The following is a 21,313-nucleotide window of genomic DNA, read 5'->3' as shown; positions in this document are numbered from 1 at the left end:
CCAAGGGATTACAAGCGGCAGTTGATATGCGACAGGTTTGAGCACCTTTTCGTTAATTCTGCATGCATATTCGTAAAACGGCTAAGCAGCAACAGAGATTTAATTTGCATTTTCTAAGGAAAAAAGCTTAAAAAACACCGCTATTAAGCTACATATCCGTATTCGGACCTTTGTTGGTGTTATTGCGGTAATTTTCAGATAAATATTAAATAGGTACAGATATAGAGTGAAAGCTGACAGATATTTGTCTGCTGTTTTTTTTAGTGTATACTATTTATACTTTTAAAGAATAATTCAACCTGCACCCCATTAGAGGTGTTATATGTATGATAAGCCAATTCTTTCGTTAATGAACACCTGTGCGAGAACCCTGATTATCCTTTATACGATTTGTTTTCTTATTATTCCGGCTTGCAGAAATAAGGAAAATGCACCTGATGTTGAGCATCGGGCTGTTAAAAAAACTGCTTTCGGGGATCATTTATCGCTTATCCTGTCTCTTGATACCTTATCAACGGAGGCGATAAAAAAAATAGTTTACCAGCAAGACAGCCTGTTGGGCAATAACCCTGATAAAGAATCAGATCCCTATTATCATTATTTCCATGCCAGAAAATATGTTTTTGAAAAGAAAAGAGATAGTGCCTTAATTGCCTACCAGAAAATGAAGGGACTAAAGCCGAACGATGATATTGAGTTATTGAAAACCTATCGTATTTTAACCCATAAAATGGCCGGTGGATCGATGGTAGAGTCTGCTTTAATGAGCCAGATTTTTGCGGCTTTGAAAATCTCCGAACAGGCCCATAGCCGCTTAACCTATTCCTTTTATGATTTGCTGGCACAGGCCTATTTTCAGAACAACAACGAAAAAAAATCAATTGAATATGCGGCGATTTACTTCAAACATCATCCGTTTAATACACACCCTGTAATTAAACAACGCTATTTTGATATTTCGTTCCTGTTGGCATCGCGGTTGGGCGATTTTAAAAAAATGATATATTATAATGCCCAGGCCCGGCGTTTGGCAGAACAGGTTGGCGATAGCCTGGCAATAGCCCGCACTTACGATAACGAGGCACAGATTTACAGCCGGCAATTGCAAACTGCCAAAGCCTTGGCCTGCAGTAAAATTTATTTCAACTACCTAAAAAAAACCAATAACCTGAACGGTATTGCCTACAACAACCTGGCTACCGCATTTTCTCAAAATCATGAGCCCGATTCTGCCATTAAGTATTACCAGGCCGGTATAGCTTTCGAAAAACGCGATGCATCAGCCAGGCAAAAAGATATCTATTACAACGGCCTGATCGAAGCCTATAAAATGAAGGGCGATTTTGCCCATGCACTCCAGGCTGCAGATTCTGCCTACGCTATCGAACTGCGTAACCATAAAGCAATCGAAGCGGTTAAGGTTGCCGAAATCCATGAAAAATATGAGGCAGAGAAAAAAGACCGGAATATAGCAGAGTTAAATAACCGCAATAAACTGAACGAAACCATTATTAAACAGCAACGTTTAACCATTTTTTTAACGCTGCTGGTTTTTCTGGCTGTAGTTTCTTTCTTTTATATCTTTTATCGTCAGCAGCGCTTAAGAGAAAAAAATAAACTGCTTAAATCAGAAAACCAGCGGCTAAATGTAGAGCAGAAAATGCTTCAGGCACAGTTAAATCCACATTTTATTTTCAATGCCATTGCAAATTTGCAGAGCCTGGTTGCCTCCGGGCATGTCGAAGAATCAGTATCTTATCTGCGGTCTTTTTCGGGCTTACTGCGTGGGGTATTAGAGCAAAACAGAAAAGATTTTATCGAAATTGAAGAAGAAATAGCTTCCTTAAACAATTATCTTCAATTACAGCAAATGCGTTATGCTGATGTTTTCGATTATAAAATTCTTGTTGATGATCAGCTGGACCAGAACGAAACGCTCATCCCGCCAATGCTCATTCAGCCTTTTGTAGAGAATGCCATTGAGCATGGTTTCCGAAATATTGCTTACAAAGGTTTGTTAACCATATCTTTCAAGTTAAAAAACGATTTGCTGGTGATTGAAATTGATGATAACGGCAGTGGGCTGACCAAAAAAACAGCCGAAGATAAAAAGAAGCAATCGCTGGCCCAGGTAATTTTAAAAGAAAGAATTGATTTACTCTTTACTGCTAAGGGACAGAAAGCGGAGTTTAATGTAAATAATAAAGGCGGGGGCACTGCAACAGGTGTATTTGCTGAAATCCTGATCCCCGTAATTAATAATTAAATAGCAGTTATGAAGCTTTATATTTTAGAAGATGAAATCCGGATATTGCAGCACATTTTACAAATCGTTAAGAAATTAGCGTATCTGGAAGTAGTTGGCACTGCCGGAGAAATTAAAGTGGCTACGAAAGAAATACCGATGTTAAAACCCGATATTATTCTGGCTGATATCCGTTTAAAGGATGGAGATAGTTTCCACCTGTTCGATGAAATAGGTGTTACCGATTTTCAGGTTATTTTTCTCACCGCCTACGATCAATATGCTATACAGGCGCTTAATTTAGGGGCATTTGGCTATTTACTCAAACCTATTGATGAGGTATCGTTAACCGCATATTTAAACAAATGTTACCATCACCGCGAACAGGAAACCTTAGGGCAGCAACAGCTTGCTATTGCTAAAGAACATTACCTTGCCCAGGGCGTGGCCGCTGCGAAACGGATTGCGTTAAAAAGTCTCGAATATATAGAAGTTGTGGCCATTGATGATATTATGTACTGTAAAAGTGATAAAGGTTATACTACGTTTTACTTAAATACCGATAGCGAGATTTTGGTTTCCAAAGGGTTAAAGGAATATGAAAGTTTGCTTACGCCCTTTGGTTTCTTAAGGTGCCATCAATCGTACCTGATTAATTTTAAATACGTTAAAAAGTATTACCGCGAAGGTTATTTACAAATGGAAAACAAGGAAAATATTCCGGTTTCCAGCAGGAAAAAGGAAGAAGTATTACGATACCTTGAAAATATTGCATAGTCTGGTTATGCTGATTTGGGAAATATCCTCCAGGGAAGGTTTCCAGCAAGGTTATCTCCAAACAATATTTTTGACCTAATCTACATGGCCATCCTCCATTTTTTTTACGCTGGCCAGAGAATTCGCAACGGTTCGTCTAGAAATTACAGGCGTTGGTCTAGCGGTTACTGATGCTGGTATAATAGAAGGTTTTTGCCTGAAACGTTTGATGGACAGCTGCGTCTTAATAACAAACAATAGCAAAAACCTAAAATATAAAAGATATGAAAACTTTAGCAAAAACTTTATTCGCAGCAGCATTAACAGCAGTAGTATTTACTTCATCAGCCATGGCAACTTTTGCCGCTGAGCCAGTTAAAGCAGAAACAAAAGCTTCTTCTTTATCAAAGTTCAACAGGATCTGGGTGAGTGGTAACGTGAAGCTTATCTTAACACAAGGCGATAAACAAAACGTAGAAGGTGCCAGCAACTATAATGCTGCAAAAACCTCAGTGTCAACTGATGGAAAAACCTTGTTCATCAATTCAATGGAAACAAGCCAGGTAACGTTAAATATTACCGTAAAAGATTTAGAAAGAATTGAAGCTTACGGTCAATCGGTTGTGGTTACCAGCAATAATTTCGATGTAAAATACTTGCAGTTATTTTTGGGTCAAAGTGCTACATCGAAGATTAAAACTACCGCAGGCAGTTTATATACAATCGTTAAAGATGATGCCGTATTAAAATTAAATGGTACTGCCGGTGAAAGTACAATGGTTGCGAGCAACATGAAAAATGTAAAATTAGCAGATTTTGCCAGTCTTAAATCGGCATCGTACGCTTCTCAGGCCATCATGGAAGCAGAACAAAATGCAATGGTTTTAGCGAAATAGATATCTCTTAAAGATACTAAAGCTACCTATTTTGGGTAGCTTTTTTTTTGCTAAACAATTTCTGGCATGGTTGATTATTAATTCTTAAAATATTTTCACGGTGCCTGCACCAATGGTTTTGAAGGTTATAGATTAATAATGATTTTTCTTGTATGATGGAATGCACCTGTTTTTTGTTTCTCCCCAGCCTTTTGGATTAACAATAGCAAGAAATTACTCCGATGAACCATATGCAGCTAAAATCGAACTCCCCATCAAGATAATATAATCTGTCTTCAAAACTTATTGGGCTTTCGCAAAAAGAAATACACTACTTTGCCAAAGTATGCTTAGTTTCACGCCATGACCAGGGTGCTACCGCATCCGCTTCCTGCCAAAGGCCTACTTTATTTTTCCTTGCAGTGATTTCTAACTGCGCATAAAGCGGATCATTCGAATATTTTTTAAAATGCCAGGCCATGCCTTGTTTAATCATTTCCTGGTTTACTACCTGTTTTTTATTGTTAACAACCACAGCTATCAATCTTTTGTAGCGGTCGTATTTTTGGCCTTGTACGCTAACCATTTGCCCGAAACATAAATCGGATAAAGCTTTTTTAGCATTGTTGCCAAAAGGTTGCGAGCCGCGTTTCTCAGGGCAATCGATATGGGCCAATCGGATTTTAATAGGTTGGTTTTGGTATAATACCTCCATGGTATCGCCATCCATAATGCGGATCACTTTGGCGATAAAAACAAGATGGCTGTAGTTTATGAGTGGTTTGCTCTCGCTTGGTGGGATGAAACAAGCCTGAAGCGTTAACAATAAAACCAACAAACTTATTTTTCCCAGCCGCATAATGTTTTTCCGTCTTTTTTGGCTTTTTCTATATCCACCTTTATAATTTTATACGTGCAATTGCTTAAACCCCGGCAACTGGAGGTATAGTGGTATTTTTTAGCGCCAGCACTGTTGCAAATGTACACGGTTGTGTTTTCTTTACAAGTAGTGTTGGTAAAGAAAAAGAGGAGTAAGAAGAGCGTTTTCATGATTTTAATAAAAATTATAATTAATTAAGATGATTTTTTTTATCTGTATTTGTTTTAGGTTCTAAGTATATTGAAATGATTAAGCCTAAAGCAACAATAACATCAACCACATTCCATAAGAAGCGTCCTAATGCGATTTTAAATATGGGTTGAAATAGAACAGCTAATGCCAGGTAGGTGATCATTATGATTGGATTACGTTTTTGATTTGCCCTATGAGCCAATATTCCAAAACCTACCATTGCCAAGAATCTAACCAGTTGGTAATAACCATATGGCATATTTGCTAAACAAATAAGGAGTAGCATTGCTAATACAATCTTTATTAAAGCTTTCATTTATCAGTGATGTACAAATAGCGAATCACGATAGGCAGGAATATGTCTTAAAGTATCCCCTGTAAAATAATAAGTATTGCTAGAATCTTTAAAGCTGCTATTATTTAGATTAATCAGTGATTGACCATATTGAACTTTTTGGTAGATATAGGCTTCTTTTACATCTGAAGGATTAGTGTCAAAAACAAGTTGGACGATTTGGTCCAATGCCATCTCTTTTTCAATCTTATTGGCAAGAATTTTATAACTTTTCTTGTTAATCTCGAAATTCGGGCTTGGAATCAAACCTTGAGTAACTTGAGGTTGGGAGATATGTTGTTCTATTTCAGTGTTTTCCTCTTGTGATAGGTTTGTGCTACTCTCATCGCGCGCATAAAAGACAAAAAAATAGATTAAGACACCAACTAAAAGAATGAAAAGGAATAAAGAAATTATTTTATAAATATTTATGCCATCTTCTACGTCCTGCTTGTTATACGTTCTATTGGAAATAAAATCATGTTCTGGATATCTATCTCCTTGTACTCCTGTTTTAACATGCTGGGTTTGAACATTAGCAAGAGATATCGGTATTTTTTGTTGATTAACTCTTTCAATAAAAATTCTTTTATTTTCGTTATGTAGCCGTTGCACCTCTTCTAGTTTTCCCTCGGCTTTGAGTTGATCTATAGAGATATCTATTTTTTTTGAATAGCTTTCATAATTTTGGTTTATGAAACTTATCGCATTTTTTGATTCATCAATTCTTTTTTTGTTTTCCTCATGCAATTTCTCATTTCGTTCAATTTGTTGTTTATAATCCTGTATTAGCCTCGCTTTATCATCGTCCAATCTTTCCTTCTCTTTTTCAAATTCTATAATAGCAGCTTGAATTTTGCGCTTTCTTTCCTCATGCAAATTTTGAATTTCTTGCTCAAACCCGGCTTCTTTAACTAACTTAAAAAGTCCTTTTTGAATTACAAACTCAGCTATTTCATTATTGTCTGTAAAATAAATGGTATCATAAACATTCAGTAAATCTATTGCCTTCTTAAAAAGTAGCTGTAGCTTTTCGGCATGAATCTCACTATAAATAACTAAATTTAGATTTGATGGTTGGAAAAAGTTCAGATTTTCAACCTTTCTTAAATTGAAATTGATTTTATCAAAATCCTTCAGTTTACTTACAGAAAAGTTATTAGAATGATTAACCAATATAATGTCGTTCTGAATATTTTTGCCTACTAAACTTCTATGAAATTCGTTCAACTTATTAATAGTAATGTTTTCATCAGCAATTTCATTCTCGAAAATAATTCCAGAGCCGATGAATGTACCACCTCTACTAGAATTCTGTTCTTTAGCGAAAGAATAAACAGCATAAGATATAATAGAATTGCCATCAACTAATTCTCTTCTTATACCATAAACTTTACCATGTGGAAAAAGTTTAATTGCGTTGGTATTAAGATCAAAAGTCTTTATTCTGTTAGCTAAGGATTTATTACTATCACCAAAAAAGGTCTGCCTGAAACCATAAGGATTTCCACAGGTTGCAAAGGCTATTAAGCTAATTTTATTATCCATTAATTTATGAAGCTAAATTTAATACGTTCCCAAAAAGTTCCTTCATAATCTAAATCATACCCAACAATACTAGTATATAGCCAGTTTGATAGAATTTCTGCTGTTGCCAAACTAAGTAAAGTTATTCTTTCCTGACCATTTGTAATTTGGATATTACCAATTGTATAATACGTTTTACTAAGGTTATAGGTATTAACTCTTTGACTAGTTCTACTTAAACGTTCATCAATAAAACTGTCTAACTCATCAGTATTGGCTACATCCATTCTTCCTGATTTATCCCACATGGAAACAACAAGAATGACATTTATCGATTTCAGATTTTTACCTTTTCTTTCAAGCTCATCTAAAAATTCATTAATTAAAGTATCATCCTCATGAGCTTTAGTATAGCTGGTCACAATTATAAATGTCAACGGAATGTTGGCATTAAGATATGTTTCGATACTGCTATGATAGCTCCCGCCACGCCTTATATCTTTATGATTTTCACCTGATGTTTCTAAAAATGTTAAATTAATGGGAACAACTTTTTTAGATTTATTGTTGGGTTCGAATACTAAATCGAGTCGTGTTACCTGATCCCTTGTTGTTCTATTTGGTAGAATGCCTTGTCTAATATTCTCAAAAAAATCTGATAGTAATACCTGAGCTTCTTTGGTGTTTGGTGTACCTAGCTTTGGCCTTAAAACGCCAGCTTGAGAGCTTAGATAATACAACATTGAAGATAATATTACTGACTTACCTGATTCGCCGGTTCCAAAGAAAAAAATAAAATTACTGTCCTTATTTTTAATATCATTTCCCCCTGCTTTTGCTAATGGCACAAAGTTTTCAGGTGCTTCGTAATTTAAATTCGAAGACAATGGTTTTAATTCTTCTTCATTTTCTAATGATAAAGGTTTTAATACACCTTCTTCAAAATCAATGGATAAGGGTTTTAAATTTTCGTTTTCCATAATATTTTAATTGTTCGGTATTAAAGTTCTGCCACTCCTTTTATTATTAAAAACACTCCTGTTACCTTGTTTTTGATCGGAATTGGTTACAAGCATGATGATGATAACGATTACAAAGTCAAGCAGAACGCATCCTGCTAAAACAACAAACTGGTACATCCCAAAATTTTTAATGGCGTGATCGAAAGCGTAGCCGATTTTACCTACATCTTGCGTTTTGGAAAACACAGGCTCAAACTTATACTTCTCCTCTCCTAAAACTGAGTGTGCCCTGTTTCCTAATTTGTTATAATCTGTTAGCGATTCGTCTATTAGTCCTTGAGCCATGGCATCTTTATCTTTTTTAGACAAAAGCAAAAAATCCTGAATCTTTTTATTCCATTTCAAAACAGAATTATTGATATCTGCTTTTAAATCTCTTTCTTCTTGAGAAAGATCGGTAATCATATTATCTATCTGTGCTCCCATTCGTTCAGCAAGATCATCGTAGTCGTTACGTACAGGTTTTAAGAAGTCAATCTTCTGTCCAGTCATTTTTTCAATATCCCTAATAAGTGCAAGTGCTCTATTTCCAAGGCCTTTATTCCCAGGGTCTTTGATTTGCTGCATAAGCTGCTTCTTTTTTATTTCTATATTTTGTGAAGTAGCTTTGTTATATTTATAACTTAGTTTTGATTGGACATCAGTTTCTAGGTTGTTAAATTTCTCATTGATATCCCTGAGTTCTTCAGTGTAAATATCAGTTCGCATAAATCTTGTATAAAGCGCGTTGAAATTGGAGATAAAACAAAACGAGGCAATGAATATATAAATCCAAATTAAGCTCGTAGTTGATCGTCCTTCTATTTTTGCAGCTCTTAACATCCAACACAAGAAGAGGAGCAATAAGGAAAGTACCAATGCGATTACAAAAGAAGCTGGACCAAATATTTGTTCCAATCCAATCCAAGTTTGATAGAAACTGACACTAATTAACATTATAGCTAATATGGCCAAGAATAAGTCGGTTATCGTGATAGTTTTTTTATACATTTTGTTGTTTGTTTGTGAAACATATACGTTATATACAAATCGATATAGGCTTTTAAAGTTGTCTTAAGGAAAGCTGCGATTGGAAGTTTATAGATAATCTGATTAATGGAATTTTTTTCTTTGGATAGTTACCCGTTAGAATGTAAACATCACCTGATATGACTATAATAATGAGATATGTACTTATGTTAATTAGTTTTCGAAAGTATATGTTATATGTACGCTGATTATAAGTTTGATACTACTGAATATTTACACTCTAGCTAGAATTTCATTTTTCTTTTGCTCAAACTCCTCCTGAGAAAGGATGCCATTTTCTAACAGGTTCTTTAACTTTAGCAATACCGCAAATGAGTCTTCCTGCGGTGGTGCTTCAACGGGAGCAGCGGATGTACTGTTGTTTACAATAATACCGCCACCTGCTGCGGCTCTTTTGTCTTCCAGTTCCTTTTGCCTCCGGTATTCGCGCATTTCTTCTTCTCTTTCCTGTGCAAACTGATAGAGTTTTCGAGCCTGGTTTTTTGGGAGATAATCCATCATATTTCTTAAATTTCTGATGGTTACCATAGTAAAGGTTGCACCCAGTATGCCTTCTTTAATGTGGCAGTCGTAAACATCCTTCCAGTTATAATCCTGGAAATCCATTGATAGCCCAAAACTTTTTGGCTTGCAGAAGATGATTCTTTTGTTTGTTAATGCAATACAATCTGGAGATAATGTGATTGCCGGTTTCTTTTGTACAGCAATATATTCTACTTGTTCGTTAGTGGTAAGCAGACTGTTAATCCGACCCAAAATCTTTTCTACAGCCTTAGGGTCTTGTTCTTCGTTCAAGAACTTTCTTAAATCGTTAATCATAATTAATTTGCTTGTGGTTAATGGTTGTGTTTTTTGCTATGATCGGTTTAAAGTCAACCATAGTTTTATGCTTTCAACACTTCAAAACTACCCAACCTGATACGGCTCTCCTTACGGGAAACCGTAAAACCAACTAAATATTTCAATAATGTTTTTTAATGTTGATTTATGTTAGATAATTCATTAACAATTAGTTATGGATCGGATTTAACTTGTCGAAAGTCGATGAATCATTCCTGAATCAATTCGTTTTTGGTTTCACATAATCCTCTGATTTTTCTTTTTTCCACCAGCTATTATCGAGGCGTTTAATGGAATAGAAAGCGCGGTTTACGCCAGGTTTCATCGTTGCGGTATCAAGGTGCCTGGGCCAAACATGGATAATGGTATCGGTACCGATTACTATCCACCAGAAGGTTTTGCCATAACGTTTTGTAGCGTATACCTCGCTAATGGTCCCTTTAATTACTTTGGTATTAAAACCGGGTTCCATTAATTGATAAGTAACTACTTTGTGTTTTTGTGCCTGGGCCCTGCCCATTGCAAATGTTAAAAATAGCAGTGTAACTAGATGTTTCATGCCGCTAAGGTATTCAGGCCAAAAACGGATTCCTTACGGCTAACAGTAAAGGGAATGATAGAGGGTTGGTTATACGAAAAGGAGAGATTGCCTTGCCTGGTTCGAAAACAGACATAGAAGCAACCTCTACATTTTAAGAGCGTGTTGAGCAGTGTTAATTAGTAATTTTCTATAGTTTGATGCAGCTGGTTTCTGTAATCGTAAAGCTCATCGAGGTTAAACAGCTGCTTTTTTTCGCCGGCATCTTTCCCTTTCTCGAAGGTTTCGATGTACTTGTTAACCGTATTGAAATGGAACCTGCAAATGGGTTTACGGTTATTGTCGTCTAATAATACTCCAAAGTACGATTGTGTATCCCGGGCAGCAATGCGTGTCGAAGGAATCTTTTCGCGTAAAATAGCCTTAACAATCTGGAAAGCTTCTAACTCTTCTTCAGTCGTTACGATTTTAGCAATATCGGGGTCTTCATTAATCGGAATCACTTTACCCTCCTCCCTTTTTTCTATTTTCTCATTAATATTCAATGCCGATTTTAAACGATCGCTGATAGACTCGTTAATGGAAATGGTAAGTGCTTTTTTGGTATAATCTTTAAAAGCAATCATCCGGTTTGCGGTTAAGGGTTTATCGAAAAAACGGTTCACCAATAACTTCACCATTTCATCAGAAGGACTGTCAATTTCTTTTTCGAATTCTTTTCTGATGGCTTTGATGTATTTTAATCCTTCGGCCGAATCGAGAATGGTTTCTAGATTGTACTCGTTTTTGGTAAAACTTTCGAGGATTTTAATGGCATTATCTTTCAGATCTTCAATATCGATGGTTAAGAATGGTTTCTCGTCCATAATATTTGGCTTTTCTAAATCGGCGTAAAAATTGTAAACCGTACCGTTGGTTAATACGCCAAATCGTGCTTTCGAAACATGGTAATAGCGGTGCAACTGAGAGTTATGTGCATCGGCACTTTCTTTCCAGTGTTTACATTCGAATATGAGTATGGGTTCGTTGTTTTTGCGGATGACATAATCCACCTTTTCACCTTTTTTAGTCCCGATATCGCAAATGTGTTCGGGTATAACTTCGGTAGGGTTAAAAATATCATAACCGAGGATTTGAATAAAGGGCATTACAAATGCATTTTTTGTAGCCTCTTCGGTATTGATCTGATCTTTTAATCCCACCACGCGCTGATGAAGTTGTTCTAACTTTAGTTTAAGATCCATGGCCTTCTTGTTATATGGTTTCATCAATCACTTCAGCATTCGGTGCATTGGTTTTCACCGATTCGATACCATTGTTGCGTGCATCATCAGTAGTATACATTTGGCTGGTACCGATAATTTCGCCATTACCTGCCTTTAGATTAAAATAGTACGAACCGTTTTTGGCAACTTTTCTGTCGTACCTGGCATCTGTTGGTGCATTGGTTTTAACCGATTCGATACCTTTATTACAAGATGCCTTTGTAGTATAGCCCTCGCTGGTGAGGATAACCTGTCCGTTTGCGGCTTTAAGGTTAAATTGATATTCGTTGTTGATTCTTTTAGTGATAATAAATTTTCCCATAATTATTTTTTTAGCTGCTCAAAAGTATGGGAGGAATCTGGCGTATCCTTACGGGAAACCGTAGGTGGTTCATTAATCAATAGTTCATCGGTTAATGGTCTTAGCAATTATCCACGTCAAACGCTGGCTTTTTAAAACATAAGGCTCGCAGATACAATGAGAAGCAGTGTAAAAAGAACCGTTTTAAAGATTTTGACCTGTAGCGAAGCGGAAAGCTACGCAGTAAAAAAATCTTCAGCATGACGGATTTATGGGAGGACAAGCGAGTGACTAACTAAGATAAACTATTCCAAGCTACGAACTGAGGGCTAGCCGTTCAACTAAATTACCTTATTTGCAATGCAATAAGCAATTAGTTGACCATTATTTGAGATGTTTAGCGCAGTTTTAATATAATTGATCCGTTTTTCGATGCTGCTCAAGCCAGATGGTTCCATCTTTTTTTGTTTTAGAATACCCGACATTTCTTTTTGGGTTTTTCCATCTAAAATAAGCGAAACAATTGTTTTATCGTAGAGCGTAAAATCGTGCAGGTATTTTTCTTTTTGTCTCAGGTTGGGAGAATGATATTTCTTATTTTTATAAATGCTTTCTAAAGCCAATTTAAGGTCTTTTGCATCATGGCGTGCCTTAGGTACATAAGCATCGATATTAAGTTCTTTAAATAGCGCATTGGCAATTAAGGCTCTGTTTTCAATAGAAAATACCAGGACTTTTAGATCGGGTTGCACTTCTTTTAGCGCCTTTATAAGTTCCTTGCCACCTGTTATTTTTTGTTGCGGATAATCTTCATCAAAAGAAAGGTCAGTAATAATCAATTCGTAAGGGTTGCCATCACGCAGTGCTTTTTGTACCCGTGTTAATGCATCATCACAATAAAATACATAATCTTTATCAGCTATGGTAATGCCAAGATCTGTAAGAACACTACGAAGAGATTTACTAACAATTTCATGATCTTCGGCGATGAGTACGTTTTTGAACATATTTATATTTTTATAGGGTTGGAAATGAAAATTCAACTTTAAGCCCACTATTGAGCTTAGTGTCAAAAGTAATACGGCCCGAAATACTTTCTATACGGGTTTCCGTATTTCTTAATCCATTTTTAGGAGTTAAAAGCTCCATTCCTTTTCCATTATCTAGGTATAAAACAGTTATACGATTATTTTCGTATTTAAAATTTATAGTAACGCTATCTGCCCCACTATGTTTTTTCATATTGGTCATCAATTCCTGCAAAATATAAAACACCTCGGCTTTAGCTTCAACTCTAACATGCTCCCAAAGTTTTTCGCCACCACCTTCAATTTCTATATTGGTTTTCGCTGAAGCATAAGAATATAGCATTTTTGACAGTTCGATAGAAAAGCTTTCTTCATTGTTAATGTCTTTGCTATCATAAGAAAGATCTCTGGATATTTTATATATTACATCTAGCTTATCGGCCAGATCACTCTTATCTATTTCAGGGGTGTTTTCCACTTCTGACATCACCTGATATACCCTATTGGCTACGCGATCATGAATTTTTTTTACGTATTTGAGTTCCGTTTTTTTAACTTCTATTTCTTTTTCCTGTCTAAGGTTTTTCTGCCTTCTCTGGTATAAGAAATAACCTAATATTAAGAAGAGGACTAAAGTGCCAATTCCAATATTCCTAAGAAGGATGTCTTTTTGTTTTTGGATATTCTCTGCTTTGGCCTTCAGAAAATCGGCCTTGTTTTTTTCTGTTTCGTAACGGATAAGGGCGAATTGGTTTTTGGCGGCATTACGAGCAGTTTGTAGACTATCGGCTAATTCCTGATAGGTTTCGAAATACTGTTTAGTTGCTATTGGTGAACTCAACTTAATCAGTTTCTGTAAAGCCTGTAGCCGATCTACAGGGCTGCTAATCTGAATGGCTACGCGGTACATTTTTTTTGCATAATCTATTGCAAGCCCTGGATTTTTAGAGATATAATAATCAGCAAGATGCGCATAACTGGCATTTAGCCCCATAGATCTTTTTCTTGCTCCCTGATTTTTAATGCTTTTAAAAATTCAGTTTCAGCGCTATAATTAGGATTAATTAGCCATTTGGTTTTAGCTAGATTAGATAAAGCCCTAGCATATTCCCTTTGGTTTTTGCTGTTTTGAGATAGAATTTGATTATAAATTTTTAAACTTGCCTGATAATTTTTGACATCTTGATAAAGCTTCGCTTTGTTATTTAAGTATAAATTTTTATCTAATAGGTTTTCAGAAAAAGAGATGGCCAGATCGTAAAACTTTAAAGCATTTAGGTAATCAGCCAATTTGAAGGTAGCAATGCCAAGATTATTATAATTGGAGTGAATGAATGGGTACTGGGTCTTATCAGTTTTATCAAGATATTTAAGCGCATTTAAAGAAATTTCCTGTCCACCAAAATTATCTCCTTTATCAGTCGAGATAATACCCATATTTACTAAGCACTTTGCTGCGCCTAAACTATCCCGTTGGGATAAGAATAAATCTTTAGCTTGATTGAAATAGCTAAAAGCGCTATCAATTCTTCCAAGCTCTCTGTACTCGAATGCCTTATCGTATAGTGGGTTCTCTTTTTTGGTTTTCTCTTTTAGTTGAGGTTTGGAACAGGAAAATAAAAGTCCCAGTGGTAATAATAATAGGATGGAGAGACGTTTCACGATTTTTAGTTTTCCTCTAAGTTAAAAAAATAAACAATATTGATTGTTTATTAAGATTGTGATAAACTTGGCCTCTCTTTTAAAATTGTAATTATTTAAACATAAAAAAAGCAAGGCGGTACATCCGCCCTGCTTTTTACATTAACCTATTTTAGGCGGTGGATTTTGTCCAGTTTCCCCGCCCGTATCACCACCAGTGCCGCCATCGTCACCAGGGTCTGTTCCTGGATCATCTTGTGCATCATTGGTGCTTACGGTTGTACCGCTATTAGGGTTACAATTGTTATTTGTATTTGTAGGCGTTGCCAGGCCAAGTAATATGGCAATAAAAAGAGGTAAAAACATCTTGTCAAAAATTAAAGGGTTGATAAAATCTGTAGGTCCCCGCGAATCCTATCCCGGGGGTTGCTACGGTTTGTATCAGAAGGCCTTCTGAAATTTTTGGGAAGTGTTTGAGTGTCTGTCGCGGGAGCTAATAACTGCTTCCCAGTCCGGTTAGTAACTACCGCGATTTCTACTCGTTTGTCAATCAGTTTTTTTATATTAGCGTTGATAATAAGTCGCCGCTCTTGCTGATTGACATTACAAAGATGGGGTGAGGCAAAAGATTAGTTATCAATACATTCCGATGTTTCCATTCTTTCCACTATAATTCCGGAAAACCGTAAAAATTCCGGATATTCCGCCCCTATTTTTACGCTAAATTTTAATGAAATGTTTAAGGATTATAAAAAAGACCTATTAAAATTCTACCAGATAAAGGAAAAAAACGATAATCTTTCTGAGAATTTAAAGCCTCTTGGACGGGAAAGATTGAGGACAGAATGCGTTGAGGTTTTTCAGAAAAAAAATGCACAAAAAGATAAGGATTTAATCCGTCCTATTTTTGACCCTAAAAGACAGCATGAAGATCTGGAAAGGTGTATTGAAAGGTATGATCTAAATAAATTTAGGCCATTAATAAGCTTTTTAACAATAGAGGGTAGAAATATCAGAAATGATAAATTCGTTAAGCTTTTTGCTTGGTTATTAGATTTTCCACCTCATGAAGAGTGGAGAGAATTTGATAAGGAAAAAAAGGAATTTATTTTTGAGGAAGCAGCTAAAAAGCATAAAAAAGAAGAAGATAAGGAAGATCCAAATGACGATCAACTAAAAGATGAAAGCATAGATGAAATTAAAAATGATGATAAAAAGACAAGTAGTGAAGAAGATTCGGAGGAAGATCAACTAAAGGATGAAGAAGGCACAGATGAAACTACAAATCATGATAAGATAAAAAATGAAGAAGATCTAGAGGAAGATCAAAATGATGATGAACCAGAAGATGAAGAAGAGACAGAAGAAGATAACCATAAACCAATTTATGTACCTCGATTCTCAATCCACCACATTGCCATCGCTTCAATTATCCTACTCTTTATCGGCAGCACCTCTTTTGTTGAATGGGAAAACACTCCAACTACAATTAGAACACCCAACCTAGATGAGAAATGTATGTATTGGGATGAAGATCATTACGAGCCGGTAAAATGTAATACACAAATAGCAGTGACAACTATCGTCCCTTTAAATCTTAACTCTTTAAAAAAGCAAAGAAAAATTAATTTACCCGATACGCTAACCAGTTATTCGATTGGTAAAGTGTGGTATAAAGGGCATGGAAAGGATCATGAATTTTTTACTGATAGTGGCGCGTATCCTTTAGATACACAAAGAGTATTAAAACCACTTTCAAATACAATCTTAACCAAGTATACTTCTAATTATAGGTATTTGCTTACACGCTTAGTATGGTTTTTATGTGCTGCATTTTTTGTAGGCATTTGCGGTATTTGGGCTAGTAGATTAAAGAAAGAAGTTAAACAGCCCGTGGAAGAAGGAGAGACTGATAATGCTGTAAATTTTTATGAAGCCGAATTCGCCCAACAATAAGTTAAACTTATTATTGCCCTGTAAAGCACATTTAGCCACTAAGCGAAGGTTTAACCCAAATGCACCACACCTGAATTAAACCACCGCTTATTTTATTTACCCCAGTTTACCTGGATATTGTTTTGTTGCGCATAGGCTTTACCTTTTTCCATTAAGGCATTAAAATTTTGCTTAAAACGGGTGCCCTTTGCGGTTAAATGACAAGTGATGTTTTTCGGAATAGATCCTGACCACGTAGTAGCTACAAGACAATTGAAAATAATATTTCTACTTGTAAAACAAGTTCAGTATGACGGAATGCGCCCAATTAATTCACGGTTAACCGATTTAACAATATCCAATTAACTCATCTTCACTGCCAAAATGTGCTTACAAATACCTCTTTTACCCTGGTAGGTAGTAAACCATTCGCAGGTACAGCGGTAACCCTGTTTATCGAGAACAACCTTGTGTAATACACCTGTGCCTTTAACTTCTGCCTCGATATAACTGTTTTCTTTTTTAAGGATCCGAACCTGCTGCTCATCAATCAGTTTCTTTGCATTTTTTAGCCGGGGGTTTAAACTTAATATGCGTTCCGTTTTAAAAGGAAGCTGCCGGTAAAAATGGCTTCTGCCCATTACATCGTAACCGAGTAAGCCAATTGATGATAAGCTTGAGGTCAGCTGGTCCATTGTACCAAAGTCGATATCGTGCTCGATGGAAAGTAAGGTAGGATCGAAATTTTCGTTTGCTTTGAGTAAACTGTTCAGTCCGTATACCCATTCAACAGGTAAATTTTCCGTCATCTGTTCAAGTGCCTTTCCTTCACCTGAAAATCCGCGGTATGCATCGGGAGAGAAAGCCATAAGCAATTGCATTTTACCAAATTCATATACAAATGCCACTGTCTGTTTATCGGCAGATTCGTAAATGTAAACCTTATCGGCTATCGCTAAAATACCATCTAATAAGCGGAGCCTGTGTAAGCCCCCTACACGCACTGCATCGGCTGTGGCCAGTGTCGAAAACATAAATTTGCCTGCTCTTTTCGCAATAAAGAAATCGCCTTTAACGGTTCCTTTTGGCAGGTTTTGAAAAAGTTGTATGGTTTGTATTTTATTCAGCTCGAATTTTAGGTCCATATCAACAAGATAAAGCTGTACACTGGTTAAGCCCTTAATCCAACGGGTGGGTAAGGTTACCTTTTTTTCTGTTACTTTAGTTTTGCTGGTAATTACCTGTACTTCTTGCTGGCCCACCGCCAGGGTTACTTTTTCGTTTTTTTGAATACTGTTCAGGGCATTTAACATGGGATCGTTAAAATCGACATTGGTTGTGCCGCTTGCAATAAATTCACCATCGATAGATTCGGGTTTCATGTCCAGCCTAACGTATACACCGTTGCACGAAGAAAAACCTTCGAACCTAATGCGCTCGGTGCCTGCGGTAACAATAGGATCGCGTAAACTGGGTGGAATTGGGCCAAAGCTGGAACGTACTACTTTGGCAATAGTGCTCCAGCATTTTGCAGTAATATAAGGATCAGTTAAGTTGCCCCAAAAAAAGCAAGGGATATTGTTTACAGCTTCTATTTCGGTTTGGTGTGCTAAAACTAAACTATTAATTCCTTTAGTTTTGGTAAAGGTAGAAACACTACTGTAGTGATATTGTAGGTCGGTCATGTTAAGCTGTAATAATTTGTTTAATTAAACCTTTAAGGGAAGCATTGTCTTTCCATCTTTCGAAAAAAACGACAGATGCTGGAGCAGGCTGTTGATTGGTTTTATAAAGTATATCGATATAATGCTCAACCAGTTTTTTAAAGTTTACGGGAAGTTTTTCGGTAATAGTCAGGTGTTTTAACAGGCTTTCGAGCAATTGTAGAAAGGCAGAATTGTGCAAGGCGGAAACATCTTTTAATGCCCCAATGCTTTCTACCAGACGTGAAAAGGCACCATATTTATTCGAGGCTAAATAAGCGAGTTTTGTGGCCAGAAGATCCAGATCAATAAGCTGCTTTTCAACCAGGTTAATCAAAACTTCTGAAGCCATTAAACGGACTTCTTTTTTATCCATAAAAAACATGCAGGCAAAAACCAACATCGAGACATCTGAAAAACGGAATCCTGTACTGTTGATTACATGGAGAAAACCTTTAAGTTCTGATGCGCCCCCGCTGGCATGCAAGCATGATGAACGCAGGATAAACCAGCCCAGGGCATCATTATGCTGCGGCATCAGGCTGTTCCAGTAATAAACATTGCCTTCGCCGCTCATCATATATTCCCAGCTGTTTTTTCGGCCATATAAATCTAAAGCAGGCAAGAAGCCGTGTACTGTAGTAAATGGGGGTAAATCGAAGCTTAGCTCATACCACGATGCTGATCTTTCCACTTTCTTGGTCTGATAATTCGTATACTCGTTCCACTTTTCTTTAATCCTTATTTCGGGCTTAAACGGAGATACGGCCATTGGATAATCTCTGAGGTAAGTGTTGTTAAATACGGCGAAGGTTTCATCAGGATAGTAAATTCTGGCGGCCATTGCCCACACGCTTTTTAAGCCGGTATCTGCCGAGCCTCCCATTTTCGTTAACAGTTTATTAAATATACTATCGTTTTTAATCACAATATCTTTTGTAGTACCCAAACAAAATGCCATGAGTTGTTTAAGCTCGCCGTTAAGCTTTGCCAAAAGCGGGATCGCTTCTTCTACCTCTTCGCGCGGCATACGGCCAATGGCGATGGTTAAATCGAGGGCATTAATTTCTGCCTCATTCTTCTGGTAGGCAATCAGCCGTTCTAAAAGTGCTTTTGGAGCCACCCAATATGGATAGTGTGTAGGAAAAGAAAGCATGGGCAGGCGGAGGTTGCCAACCATTCTTTTTTGCACAATATCTAAATAAGGCCTGATGAGCAGGAGCGTTTTTATTTTGTGATAGGTATTTTGTGTTATGGTAAACACATAATCGATATTTTTTATTTTTTCGCGTAGAAATATGGCGATATAATTTTTATGAACACTCTCGAAATATTTCTTTTCAATCTGTTGTCCGTAAGGGGCTAATTGTTTGGCATAATCAGCAGGGAATAAATGTTGTTGGGTGATATAGGTATTTAGGAGTATCTCGGCATCGGCTATTTCTTCTGAAGCAATAAATTTGCCGAATAAATATACCACATCATTCCAATCCTTCGGCAACACAATTGGTTCATTTAGTACCTTTTCCTGTTTAGGTTTAAAATGATAGCTTTCTAAAGCGTCATCAGCAATAAGAAGATCTTCGGCTGCGAGCAAACTGCTTAAGCCTGCGCGGACATTTCCCAACATCAGTGCCGAATAACCTGATAATTTTTCGTGTAATGCAGTATCTTTTGGTGCTGCTATTTTTAGCAGCAGTTTACTTGCCCTTTCTTGCAGGTTAAGATCGGGTACCACATAAATATCAGCAATCAGGGAAGAGATCCTTTTGTTTAATTTGGGTTGTGATTTATTCAGTTTCTCCAGAACAGGCAGAATGTTCTTAATGGCTGTTTTATTGTCGCTGCTCATCATTAACGGCTCGAGCCAATCGAGAAAAGAATTTACATTAAATTTTTTCTCCCCATAAATCTGTTTAATCAGTTCCATAGCACCGTTAACAACAGGCGCGTAGGCATATTGCAAACAGGCAAAAATATATTCCTGATTAGCAAGAAGTTCTTCAGGGTTTGGGTTCAGATCGCTTAATCTTTTCCGGTAAAAAGATTTAAGGTTGTTGTTCCATTCCTTGGTCTGAACTAAAATCGCTTGTTCTATAAACTGCTGCCGGTTTAACTTTCCTTCCTTTAGCAAGGTATTATAGATAATTTCCCAAACAGAAAAGTGATTATAAGGCTGTGTATCGTCATCTCTGAAATGGATATTGTGTAAGCCGGTTTCATAGTTGTATAAATTGGGTACATCGCGTGTATAGGCCAACTCATCGTTCAGTATATATTTGATAAAATCCCTTGATTTCACCTTGGTTGTCCATTCGTTGAAGCTAGCCAAACATAAAGCATAAAGCTCAGCATGTACCATTATTAAACCATTGCTTTCGAGAAAACGCAAGGTTTGGTAACTGAAACTGCGCCACTCATTCTTTTTTACCTTATCGAGCAAATAATCGGTAATCCAATCGGGCCGTGCCCATTGTAGTACACTTAAAATACTTTTTCTTTTTTCTGTCTGAGCCAATATATCGAAGGCTTCATCCCAAGGTATAATGTCGGTTTTGCTCAAAATGCCGATTGCGGTAAGGGTGATTATCTCCTTTAATTTTTCATCGCCCCTGGTACCCCAGCTATAATTCTTTGTTTTAAACTGTGGCTCGTTGGTAAGATCAACAAACGACATCCAATAACGCTTTTTAGCCTTGATATGCTTTTTAAGGACTTCAATATTTCCCTTAGCATTTTCCTGCAGAAATGGTAATAATGCGGCCAGATTTCTCTCCTTCAAAATGGCGTCGTAAGCATTTAATATTTCGGTTACATCTTTACTTCCACTTTTTTTAGGTGTGGATAGTGCCTGACTGATAATTACTTCACCCGTTTCGGAATAACCTTTCTTTGTTTTTTCACTCAGCAGTTTTTCTGCGGCTTTTAAACATTGGTCAGCATTGTCAAAAGTTTTAGTCTGTGAAATACCGCTGGTTCCATTTCGGCCATAAGTAACGGTATAAGTATTGTTTAATACTTCAATCTGCCAGAACTTATCCGAACTGCCATCAATGTATTTAAGGTGTTTTTTCATGCGTGGAGCACTTGAGATTCCGTTAATTTATCAATAGCTAAGCTATTCAATTTTTTTTAAATAGGGAAGTTAAGGTTGGGGGCAATGGAAGCCTGAAGCCTGATTAACGTTCTGAGTTGGATGTTT

The 21,313-nt window shown here is 36.7% G+C and carries 20 protein-coding genes; 4 read left to right on the top strand and 16 right to left on the bottom strand.

From position 1 onward, the window contains the following. The first annotated feature begins 349 nt into the window (after positions 1-349). The 3 genes from H9N25_RS19590 to H9N25_RS19580 all read left to right on the top strand — a co-directional run bounded on the left by H9N25_RS19590 (position 350) and on the right by H9N25_RS19580 (position 3,897). Positions 350-2,266 carry a tetratricopeptide repeat-containing sensor histidine kinase gene (locus tag H9N25_RS19590; protein WP_190326963.1) on the top strand — a complete coding sequence of 639 codons (1,917 nt, stop codon included), beginning with the start codon at positions 350-352 and terminating at the stop codon, positions 2,264-2,266. A 9-nt stretch (positions 2,267-2,275) separates the two neighbouring features. Beyond that, positions 2,276-3,022, top strand: coding sequence for a LytR/AlgR family response regulator transcription factor (locus H9N25_RS19585; RefSeq protein ID WP_190326962.1), 747 nt, complete (start codon positions 2,276-2,278; stop codon positions 3,020-3,022). 263 nt (positions 3,023-3,285) lie between these two features. Continuing rightward, on the top strand, positions 3,286-3,897 hold the full coding sequence (locus tag H9N25_RS19580; RefSeq protein ID WP_190326961.1) for a GIN domain-containing protein: 612 nt from the start codon (positions 3,286-3,288) through the stop codon (positions 3,895-3,897). 310 nt (positions 3,898-4,207) lie between these two features. On the opposite strand, the gene H9N25_RS19575 is transcribed toward H9N25_RS19580, so the two are convergent. From H9N25_RS19575 to H9N25_RS19510, 14 genes are all read right to left on the bottom strand, one after another. Next, positions 4,208-4,735 carry a thermonuclease family protein gene (locus H9N25_RS19575; protein WP_190326960.1) on the bottom strand — a complete coding sequence of 176 codons (528 nt, stop codon included), beginning with the start codon at positions 4,733-4,735 and terminating at the stop codon, positions 4,208-4,210. After that, on the bottom strand, positions 4,717-4,926 hold the full coding sequence (locus H9N25_RS19570) for a hypothetical protein (protein WP_190326959.1): 210 nt from the start codon (positions 4,924-4,926) through the stop codon (positions 4,717-4,719). The genes H9N25_RS19575 and H9N25_RS19570 overlap by 19 nt, the downstream gene beginning before the upstream one ends. A gap of 20 nt (positions 4,927-4,946) precedes the next feature. Beyond that, positions 4,947-5,264: a DUF6804 family protein gene (locus tag H9N25_RS19565; RefSeq protein WP_190326958.1), complete on the bottom strand. Its 318-nt coding sequence runs from the start codon at positions 5,262-5,264 to the stop codon at positions 4,947-4,949. 3 nt (positions 5,265-5,267) lie between these two features. Beyond that, positions 5,268-6,830, bottom strand: coding sequence for a hypothetical protein (locus tag H9N25_RS19560; protein WP_190326957.1), 1,563 nt, complete (start codon positions 6,828-6,830; stop codon positions 5,268-5,270). Continuing rightward, positions 6,830-7,789 carry a hypothetical protein gene (locus H9N25_RS19555; protein ID WP_190326956.1) on the bottom strand — a complete coding sequence of 320 codons (960 nt, stop codon included), beginning with the start codon at positions 7,787-7,789 and terminating at the stop codon, positions 6,830-6,832. The genes H9N25_RS19560 and H9N25_RS19555 overlap by 1 nt, the downstream gene beginning before the upstream one ends. A gap of 6 nt (positions 7,790-7,795) precedes the next feature. After that, complete coding sequence (locus H9N25_RS19550; protein ID WP_190326955.1) at positions 7,796-8,821, bottom strand: hypothetical protein; 1,026 nt, start codon at positions 8,819-8,821, stop codon at positions 7,796-7,798. A 252-nt stretch (positions 8,822-9,073) separates the two neighbouring features. Further along, the gene (locus tag H9N25_RS19545; protein WP_223833445.1) at positions 9,074-9,679 is read right to left on the bottom strand and encodes a PH domain-containing protein; all 606 of its coding nucleotides are present in this window, start codon (positions 9,677-9,679) and stop codon (positions 9,074-9,076) included. Between the two features lie 241 nt (positions 9,680-9,920). Next, positions 9,921-10,259 (bottom strand): hypothetical protein, encoded by a 339-nt coding sequence (locus H9N25_RS19540; RefSeq protein WP_190326954.1) that lies wholly within the window; start codon positions 10,257-10,259, stop codon positions 9,921-9,923. 158 nt (positions 10,260-10,417) lie between these two features. Beyond that, on the bottom strand, positions 10,418-11,482 hold the full coding sequence (locus H9N25_RS19535) for a type I restriction endonuclease (RefSeq protein WP_190326953.1): 1,065 nt from the start codon (positions 11,480-11,482) through the stop codon (positions 10,418-10,420). A gap of 10 nt (positions 11,483-11,492) precedes the next feature. Beyond that, a complete protein-coding gene (locus H9N25_RS19530) occupies positions 11,493-11,825 on the bottom strand; it encodes a YegP family protein (protein ID WP_190326952.1) in 333 nt (110 codons plus the stop codon). Between the two features lie 320 nt (positions 11,826-12,145). After that, positions 12,146-12,811, bottom strand: coding sequence for a response regulator transcription factor (locus H9N25_RS19525; RefSeq protein WP_190326951.1), 666 nt, complete (start codon positions 12,809-12,811; stop codon positions 12,146-12,148). Between the two features lie 10 nt (positions 12,812-12,821). Beyond that, the gene (locus H9N25_RS19520; RefSeq protein ID WP_190326950.1) at positions 12,822-13,826 is read right to left on the bottom strand and encodes a sensor histidine kinase; all 1,005 of its coding nucleotides are present in this window, start codon (positions 13,824-13,826) and stop codon (positions 12,822-12,824) included. Further along, positions 13,817-14,494, bottom strand: coding sequence for a tetratricopeptide repeat protein (locus tag H9N25_RS19515; protein WP_190326949.1), 678 nt, complete (start codon positions 14,492-14,494; stop codon positions 13,817-13,819). The genes H9N25_RS19520 and H9N25_RS19515 overlap by 10 nt, the downstream gene beginning before the upstream one ends. A 141-nt stretch (positions 14,495-14,635) precedes the next feature. After that, the gene (locus H9N25_RS19510; RefSeq protein WP_190326948.1) at positions 14,636-14,839 is read right to left on the bottom strand and encodes a hypothetical protein; all 204 of its coding nucleotides are present in this window, start codon (positions 14,837-14,839) and stop codon (positions 14,636-14,638) included. A 369-nt stretch (positions 14,840-15,208) separates the two neighbouring features. Here H9N25_RS19510 and H9N25_RS19505 point away from each other — a divergent pair, with 369 nt between their 5' ends. Beyond that, the gene (locus H9N25_RS19505) at positions 15,209-16,429 is read left to right on the top strand and encodes a hypothetical protein (protein ID WP_190326947.1); all 1,221 of its coding nucleotides are present in this window, start codon (positions 15,209-15,211) and stop codon (positions 16,427-16,429) included. 341 nt (positions 16,430-16,770) lie between these two features. Here the strand turns inward: H9N25_RS19505 and H9N25_RS19500 are convergent, their stop codons facing one another. Both H9N25_RS19500 and H9N25_RS19495 read right to left on the bottom strand, forming a co-directional pair. Beyond that, a complete protein-coding gene (locus H9N25_RS19500) occupies positions 16,771-18,093 on the bottom strand; it encodes an SWIM zinc finger family protein (RefSeq protein ID WP_190326946.1) in 1,323 nt (440 codons plus the stop codon). A 1-nt stretch (position 18,094) separates the two neighbouring features. Then, a complete protein-coding gene (locus H9N25_RS19495) occupies positions 18,095-21,187 on the bottom strand; it encodes a DUF6493 family protein (protein ID WP_190326945.1) in 3,093 nt (1,030 codons plus the stop codon). Positions 21,188-21,313 lie beyond the last annotated feature (126 nt).

The sequence above is a fragment of the Pedobacter riviphilus genome (assembly GCF_014692875.1).
Taxonomy (GTDB): Bacteria; Bacteroidota; Bacteroidia; order Sphingobacteriales; family Sphingobacteriaceae; genus Pedobacter; species Pedobacter riviphilus.
The sequence above is the reverse complement of the archived record's forward strand: the minus strand, read 5'-3'. Positions and strand labels throughout refer to the sequence as shown.

Bases quoted from the DNA above. Each gene is read 5' to 3' on its own strand.
- H9N25_RS19590 (WP_190326963.1), top strand. From the start codon at position 350: ATGAACACCTGTGCGAGAACCCTGATTATCCTTTATACGATTTGTTTT.
- H9N25_RS19585 (WP_190326962.1), top strand. From the start codon at position 2,276: ATGAAGCTTTATATTTTAGAAGATGAAATCCGGATATTGCAGCACATT.
- H9N25_RS19580 (WP_190326961.1), top strand. From the start codon at position 3,286: ATGAAAACTTTAGCAAAAACTTTATTCGCAGCAGCATTAACAGCAGTA.
- H9N25_RS19575 (WP_190326960.1), bottom strand. From the start codon at position 4,735: ATGCGGCTGGGAAAAATAAGTTTGTTGGTTTTATTGTTAACGCTTCAG.
- H9N25_RS19570 (WP_190326959.1), bottom strand. From the start codon at position 4,926: ATGAAAACGCTCTTCTTACTCCTCTTTTTCTTTACCAACACTACTTGT.
- H9N25_RS19565 (WP_190326958.1), bottom strand. From the start codon at position 5,264: ATGAAAGCTTTAATAAAGATTGTATTAGCAATGCTACTCCTTATTTGT.
- H9N25_RS19560 (WP_190326957.1), bottom strand. From the start codon at position 6,830: ATGGATAATAAAATTAGCTTAATAGCCTTTGCAACCTGTGGAAATCCT.
- H9N25_RS19555 (WP_190326956.1), bottom strand. From the start codon at position 7,789: ATGGAAAACGAAAATTTAAAACCCTTATCCATTGATTTTGAAGAAGGT.
- H9N25_RS19550 (WP_190326955.1), bottom strand. From the start codon at position 8,821: ATGTATAAAAAAACTATCACGATAACCGACTTATTCTTGGCCATATTA.
- H9N25_RS19545 (WP_223833445.1), bottom strand. From the start codon at position 9,679: ATGATTAACGATTTAAGAAAGTTCTTGAACGAAGAACAAGACCCTAAG.
- H9N25_RS19540 (WP_190326954.1), bottom strand. From the start codon at position 10,259: ATGAAACATCTAGTTACACTGCTATTTTTAACATTTGCAATGGGCAGG.
- H9N25_RS19535 (WP_190326953.1), bottom strand. From the start codon at position 11,482: ATGGATCTTAAACTAAAGTTAGAACAACTTCATCAGCGCGTGGTGGGA.
- H9N25_RS19530 (WP_190326952.1), bottom strand. From the start codon at position 11,825: ATGGGAAAATTTATTATCACTAAAAGAATCAACAACGAATATCAATTT.
- H9N25_RS19525 (WP_190326951.1), bottom strand. From the start codon at position 12,811: ATGTTCAAAAACGTACTCATCGCCGAAGATCATGAAATTGTTAGTAAA.
- H9N25_RS19520 (WP_190326950.1), bottom strand. From the start codon at position 13,826: ATGGGGCTAAATGCCAGTTATGCGCATCTTGCTGATTATTATATCTCT.
- H9N25_RS19510 (WP_190326948.1), bottom strand. From the start codon at position 14,839: ATGTTTTTACCTCTTTTTATTGCCATATTACTTGGCCTGGCAACGCCT.
- H9N25_RS19505 (WP_190326947.1), top strand. From the start codon at position 15,209: ATGTTTAAGGATTATAAAAAAGACCTATTAAAATTCTACCAGATAAAG.
- H9N25_RS19500 (WP_190326946.1), bottom strand. From the start codon at position 18,093: ATGACCGACCTACAATATCACTACAGTAGTGTTTCTACCTTTACCAAA.
- H9N25_RS19495 (WP_190326945.1), bottom strand. From the start codon at position 21,187: ATGAAAAAACACCTTAAATACATTGATGGCAGTTCGGATAAGTTCTGG.